The 6,435-nt window shown below is 70.9% G+C and carries 6 protein-coding genes; 4 read left to right on the top strand and 2 right to left on the bottom strand.

Annotated elements, in window-relative coordinates:
- Positions 1–192 precede the first annotated feature (192 nt).
- Positions 193–1,197, bottom strand: coding sequence for a 4-hydroxy-3-methylbut-2-enyl diphosphate reductase (locus tag VF289_RS11400; protein ID WP_330884009.1), 1,005 nt, complete (start codon positions 1,195–1,197; stop codon positions 193–195).
- A gap of 135 nt (positions 1,198–1,332) precedes the next feature.
- On the opposite strand from VF289_RS11400, the gene xseA reads away from it, so the two are divergent.
- Together xseA and VF289_RS11390 are read left to right on the top strand one after the other, a co-directional pair.
- The gene (xseA, locus tag VF289_RS11395; protein WP_330884008.1) at positions 1,333–2,685 is read left to right on the top strand and encodes an exodeoxyribonuclease VII large subunit; all 1,353 of its coding nucleotides are present in this window, start codon (positions 1,333–1,335) and stop codon (positions 2,683–2,685) included.
- Positions 2,682–3,005, top strand: coding sequence for an exodeoxyribonuclease VII small subunit (locus VF289_RS11390; RefSeq protein ID WP_330884007.1), 324 nt, complete (start codon positions 2,682–2,684; stop codon positions 3,003–3,005). The genes xseA and VF289_RS11390 overlap by 4 nt, the downstream gene beginning before the upstream one ends.
- Positions 3,006–3,045: 40 nt before the next feature.
- On the opposite strand, the gene VF289_RS11385 is transcribed toward VF289_RS11390, so the two are convergent.
- Entirely contained in the window at positions 3,046–3,654 is a 609-nt protein-coding gene (locus VF289_RS11385) for a DUF4245 family protein (protein ID WP_330884006.1), read from the bottom strand.
- A gap of 227 nt (positions 3,655–3,881) precedes the next feature.
- On the opposite strand from VF289_RS11385, the gene VF289_RS11380 reads away from it, so the two are divergent.
- Together VF289_RS11380 and VF289_RS11375 are read left to right on the top strand one after the other, a co-directional pair.
- Positions 3,882–4,793: a carbohydrate kinase gene (locus VF289_RS11380; protein ID WP_330884005.1), complete on the top strand. Its 912-nt coding sequence runs from the start codon at positions 3,882–3,884 to the stop codon at positions 4,791–4,793.
- 170 nt (positions 4,794–4,963) lie between these two features.
- Positions 4,964–6,379: a class II fumarate hydratase gene (locus VF289_RS11375; RefSeq protein ID WP_330884004.1), complete on the top strand. Its 1,416-nt coding sequence runs from the start codon at positions 4,964–4,966 to the stop codon at positions 6,377–6,379.
- Positions 6,380–6,435: the final 56 nt, after the last annotated feature.

Below are 6,435 nucleotides of genomic sequence, written 5' to 3'. Positions count from 1 at the left end.
GGCGAGGGGACGGGCGGGCGCGCGAGGGGTCACCGGACCATCATGCCCAATCGGTGGGCTCCTCGCGGACCGCCCTGCGGATCCTGCGCGGTGCGGGGCGGACCGGCCGAGGTCAGGAATGTCCTGCGGGGATCACGACAGTCCGGCAGAGGTCAGCACGATCCTGCAGGGCTCAGGTCAGCACTGCCGGGATCAGGACTCGGCCGTGGCGGCCTCACCGGTGGGCTTGCGCCGACGATCGGCCGCGCCGCGGTCCTTCATCTCCTGACGCAGCTCGCGGGGCAGCGAGAACATGAGGTCCTCGGTGGCGGTGCGCACCGGCTTCACATCGCCGTAGCCACGCTCGGCGAGGATGTTCAGCAGCTGCTGGACCAGCACGTCGGGCACAGAGGCTCCGGAGGTCACGCCCACGGTCTCGACGCCCTCGAACCACTCGTCGCGCAGCTCGGAGATGGAGTCGATGCGGTGGGAGGCCTTGGCGCCGGCTTCCTTCGCGACCTCCATCAGGCGCACGGAGTTGGAGGAGTTCGGGGAGCCGACCACCAGCACCAGATCCGCATCCGGGGCGATCTTCTTGATCGCGACCTGGCGGTTCTGGGTGGCGTAGCAGATGTCGTCGCTGGGCGGGGACTGCAGGGTCGGGAAGCGTTCGCGCAGCTTGTCGACCGTCTCCATCGTCTCGTCGACGCTGAGGGTGGTCTGCGAGAGCCACACGACCTTCTCGGGGTCTCGCACGGTGACCTTGTCGACGTCATCGGGCGAGTTCACGATCTGCACGTGTTCGGGGGCCTCACCCGCAGTGCCCTCGACCTCCTCGTGCCCGGTGTGACCCACCAGCAGGATGTCGTAGTCCTGGCGGGCGAAGCGCACCGCCTCCTTGTGCACCTTGGTGACCAGGGGGCAGGTGGCATCGATGGTGCGGAGGTTGCGCTCCTCGGCCATCTCGCGGACCTTCGGGGAGATGCCGTGCGCGGAGAAGATCACGAGCGATCCCTCGGGGATCTCGTCGACCTCCTCGACGAACACGGCACCCTTCTCCTTCAGGCGGTCCACGACGAACTTGTTGTGGACGATCTCGTGGCGCACGTAGATCGTCTCGTCGTAGTGCTCCAGGGCGCGTTCGACGGCGACCACGGCGCGGTCGACTCCCGCGCAGTATCCGCGCGGTTCGGCAAGAAGGACTGTTCCGGTGCTCACGCCCCCATCGTAGGAGCGCGAGCGCCCTGGTGGGAGGCCGGTGGGGCAAGACTCACCATCCCTCCACAGAGGCTGCTCGTCCCCCTCCCCGCCGGCCGGCCGCTGGCTGTCGGGAGGACGTGCCAGAGTGGACCCATGACGCAGACCTCCCCTGGTCCGACCGAGGACGGGACCTCGCCCCAGCGGCCCGCCCTCGCCACCACCGCAGCGCAGACCACCGCGGAGAACCCCTGGCCGCTGCGCCAGCTGTCGGTGAAGGTCGGCGAGTACGTGGCGCGCATGTCACCGCTGTGGGTGGAGGGCGAGATCGTCCAGCTCAACCGCCGCCCCGGCGCGGGACTGAGCTTCATGACCCTGCGCGATGTGGACGTGGACATGTCCTTCTCGGTCCCCGTGCGCGAGCATGTGCTGCGCGCCCTGCCCGTCGAGCCCGTCCCCGGAGCGCGCGTGGTGATCCATGCCAAACCCACGTTCTGGTCCAAGCGCGGCAGCCTCCAGCTGGAGGCCGACGACATCCGCCCGGTCGGGCTCGGCGAGCTGCTCGCCCGGCTCGAACAGCTCAAGCGGGTCCTCACCGCGGAGGGGCTGTTCGCCTCGTCCCGCAAGCAGCCGCTGCCCTTCCTGCCCCGGGTGGTGGGGCTGATCTGCGGGCGCGAGTCCGCCGCGGAGCGCGACGTGGTCGTCAACGCCCGGCGCCGCTGGCCGGCCGTGCAGTTCGAGATCCGCGAGGTCGCGGTGCAGGGCACGAAGGCGGTGCGGGAGGTCTCCGCTGCGCTCAAGGAGCTCGACGAGCGCGAGGAGGTCGACGTCATCATCATCTCCCGCGGCGGCGGCTCCCTCGAGGACCTGCTCCCCTTCTCCGACGAGCAGCTCACCCGGCTGGTCGCGGGCGCGAGGACCCCGATCGTCTCCGCGATCGGCCACGAGGTCGACACCCCGCTGATCGACCTCGCCGCGGATGTGCGCGCCTCCACCCCCACCGATGCCGCCAAGCGCGTCGTCCCCGACATCATCGCCGAGGTCGAGCAGCTGGAGCTGGGCCGCACCCGGCTGCGCACCGCGATCCGCGCCCGGATCGAGCGCGAGCAGTCCGCCCTGGATGCGACCCGCTCCCGGCCCGTGCTCGAGAACCCCTCCACGATCCTCGCCGGTCGCGCCGACGAGATCCGTTCTCGGATCGCACTGGCCCGCACCCTGATCGGCTCCCGCCTGGACCGGGCGGCCGACGAGATCGACCATTTGGGCCGGCAGGTGCGCTCACTCAGCCCGCTGGCGACCCTCGAGCGCGGCTACGCCGTGGTCCAGGACGCCGACGGCACGATCGTCCGCACGCCCGAGCAGCCGGCCGTCGGCCAGCCCCTCTCGGTACGAGTCGCCGGCGGCCGGTTCGGAGTGGAGCGCACCGAGTCCGATCCCTACCTCCCGCCCGCACAGCCCACCGTCCCTGCACAGTCCCCGCAGTCCGACCCCACCGAGGAGTCCCGATGACCCCGACCAGCAGCCCTGAGAACGACCCCACCGCCGTCGACAGCGATCTCGGCACGCAGTCCGGCCCCGTCACCCCTGCCGAGGGCACGCAGCCGCTGCCTGCAGACATCGCCGAGCTGTCCTACGAGGCGGCCCGCGACCAGCTCGTCGAGGTGGTGCGGAGGCTCGAGTCCGGCCAGGGCGGTCTCGAGGACTCCATCGGTCTGTGGGAGCGCGGGGAGATGCTCGCTCGGCGCTGCCAGCAGTGGCTGGACGGTGCACGGGAACGCCTCGACGAGGCCGTCGCCGCGCGCCGGTCCGACGGCGCGGACCAGGGGTAGTCCGCAGGTTCCCACGGCCCGGCCGATCGGTTCCGGTGGATCAGCCGATCGAGGCGAGTGCGGCGCTCGCGAGCTCCTCGAGCTCCGCCTGCTCCGCGTCACCGTGGACGAGGACACCGAAGGACTCCCCCTCACAGACGAGTGCGAGCTGCTGCGTGCCCTGCTCCCCTCCGCGCAGCGCACTGCACTCGGCGCCCTCGAGCTGATACTCGTCCTCGACGCTCGCACCGGGAACCGTCGAGGAGAGCAGGGGCGCACCGATCTCGGGCTCTTCGATCAGGGTGATCAGCCGACCCTCCGGCGAGGAGTAGCGGATCACCCAGCTCGCGGGCTCACCCTCCGTGAACCGAGCGGAGCGCACGGTCCACCCCTCCCCCAACTCGGGCACGGCGACCGGGAAGGGAGCAACATCCGCAGCCCGTTCGGCGCTCGCGGAGACGTCCACCTCCGAGTTCTCCAGCGGCTCGCGCTCCATGTCGCTGCCCACACCGAAGAACCCGACGCCCACCACGATCACCACCGCCATGGTCAGGGCGAGCGCCCACACCATGTTGCGCAGGACGGTGTTCTTCCTCGACGGCAGCTCGTACGCGGACTTCGGCTGAGGGCGAGACGCCGGCTCGCCGGGCTCGGGGTGGTCATCGTGCATGGGCCCATTGTCCCTGCCCGCAGGGGGCACGGCTCACAGAGTGAGGCGTTCCACCCCTCGGCCGCGGATGGACGGGCGGGCGGACGAACGGGCGGGTGGGTGGATGATCGGGCGGGTGGACGAACGGGCGGACGATGGGGCGATCGGGCGGGTTGGTGGGTGGACGGGCGGGAGGCGTCGAGGCGCTCGTGGTCGCCCCGCCCCGCGAAACCTGCGATGATCGCACGGTGACCGCGAGATTCCTGATCGTCGGAGAAGCCCTCACTGACATCGTCGTCGACGCCGACGGTGCTCGTCGTGAGCATCCCGGCGGATCCCCCATGAACGTGGCCGTGGCGCTCAGCCGCCTCGGCCATTCCACCGACCTGCTCACCCGCGTCGGCGACGATGCGCGGGGCGACGCGATCCGAGCGCATCTGCACGCGTCCGGGGTCCGGCTCACCCCGGGCAGCTCGGTCGCCGCACCGACCTCGACAGCTCTGGCGATGCTGGATGCCGAGGGTGCGGCGTCCTACGAGTTCGACCTCCTGTGGGACCCGGATCCGGCGGGCCTGCCCGAGTCGATCGATGCCGTGCACACCTCGTCGATCGCTGCGGTGCTCGCTCCGGGCGCGGCGACGGTGACCGAGGTGCTGCGTCGCCACCGGGAGCACGCGACCATCAGCTACGACCCCAATGCCCGCCCCAGCCTGATGGGCGAAGCGTCCCAGGTCCGAGCGCAGATCGAGGCGACGATCGCCCTCAGCGACGTCGTCAAGGCCTCGGATGAGGACGTCGCCTGGTTGTACGACACCGCGGACGTCGAAGGGGTCGTCGACTCCTGGCGTGACCTCGGCCCGTCCCTGACCGTCCTCACCCAGGGCGCCGAGGGCGCCGTCGGCTTCGCGGCCTCCGGGCGGGTGCAGGTCTCCCCCGTCCTGGTGGACACCGTCGACACCGTCGGCGCCGGGGACACCTTCTCCGCCGGGATCCTCGACGCGCTCGCGGCGAAGGGCGTGCTCGGCGCCGAGCACCGCCCCGACCTCGCCTCGATGCCCAGCGACGAGATCGCCACCGTGCTGCGGCGCGCCGCAGCGCTGGCGGCGATCACCGTGTCCCGAGCCGGGGCGAACCCTCCCTGGAGCCGCGAACTCACCTGACCTCGCTCCGGCGAGGCCCCGCCCGGCAGAGCCCCGCCCCGGCGGAGCCCCGTCCCGCTCCGCGGCAAGCAGACGCGGCTCACCCGGTGCGTCCCGCACCACCGTTCTCAGCACGTACCGTTCTACAGTTCCCCGCACTGACCGCACCACCATCCGAGGGAGGCCTCTCCATGAACCAGTCCACGCCCGCCGCGCAGCAGGACGGCTACCGCATCGAGCACGACACCATGGGCGAGGTCCGCGTGCCCGCCTCGGCCCTGTACCGGGCCCAGACCCAGCGAGCGGTGGAGAACTTCCCCATCTCCGGGCAGGGCCTGGAGCCCGCCCACATCCATGCCCTCGCCCAGGTGAAGAAGGCTGCCGCACGCGCCAACCAGGAGCTCGGGGTCCTCGACGGGACCATCGCCGACGCGATCGTCGCCGCGGCGGACTCCGTGATCGCCGGCGAGCATGACGACCAGTTCCCGGTGGACACCTACCAGACCGGCTCGGGCACCAGCTCGAACATGAACATGAACGAGGTGCTCGCCACCCTCGCCACGAACGCCGGGGTGGACACCCACCCGAACGACCATGTGAACTGCTCGCAGTCCAGCAACGACGTGTTCCCGACGTCCGTGCATGTCGCGGTCACGCAGGGCGTCGTCGAGCAGCTCCTCCCCGCCCTCGCCCATCTCGCCGAGTCCCTCGAGACGAAGGCCGAGGCGTGGAAAACCGTCGTGAAGTCCGGCCGCACCCACCTCATGGACGCCACCCCGGTCACGCTCGGTCAGGAGTTCGGCGGCTACGCGGCCTCGATCCGTTACGGCATCGAGCGTGTCGAGGCGGCCCTGCCCCGCACGGCCGAGGTCCCCCAGGGCGGCACCGCAGTGGGCACCGGCATCAACACCCCGATCGGCTTCCCGCAGAAGGTCATCGCGAACCTCGTCGAGCAGACCGGCCTGCCCCTGACCGAGGCGCGCAACCACTTCGAGGCGCAGTCCAGCCGCGACGGCCTCGTCGAGATGTCGGGCGCCCTGCGCACGATCGCCGTCTCCGTCACGAAGATCTGCAACGACCTGCGCTGGATGGGCTCCGGCCCGAACACCGGCCTCGGCGAGATCGCGATCCCCGACCTGCAGCCCGGCTCCTCGATCATGCCCGGCAAGGTCAACCCCGTGATCCCCGAGGCAGTGCTGATGGTGTGCGCGAAGATCGTGGGCAATGACGCGGCCATCGCCTGGGGCGGCGCGCAGGGCTCCTTCGAACTCAACGTGCAGATCCCGCTCATGGGCACCAGCCTGCTGGAGTCGATCCGCCTGCTCGCCAACGCCTCCACCGTGCTGGCGGACAAGACCGTCGACGGCCTGGTCGCCAACGAGGAGAAGGCCCGCTTCTACGCCGAGGCCTCCCCTTCGATCGTCACCCCGCTGAACAAGCTGATCGGCTACGAGTCCGCCGCGAAGATCGCCAAGCACGCTGTCGCCGAGCGCATCTCCGTGCGCGAGGCCGTCATCGCGCTGGGCTTCGTCGAGCGCGGCGAGCTCACCGAGGAGCAGCTCGACTCGGCGCTGGACGTGCTGTCGATGACCGCACCGAAGGCCTGATCACCGGCGACGCCATCCGATCGATCTGTCGTCGCGTGGGGCCACCCACCACGGGG

It is taken from the genome of Brachybacterium sp., from assembly GCF_036379615.1.
In the GTDB taxonomy this organism is placed as follows: domain Bacteria; phylum Actinomycetota; class Actinomycetes; order Actinomycetales; family Dermabacteraceae; genus Brachybacterium.
The sequence above is the reverse complement of the archived record's forward strand: the minus strand, read 5'-3'. Positions and strand labels throughout refer to the sequence as shown.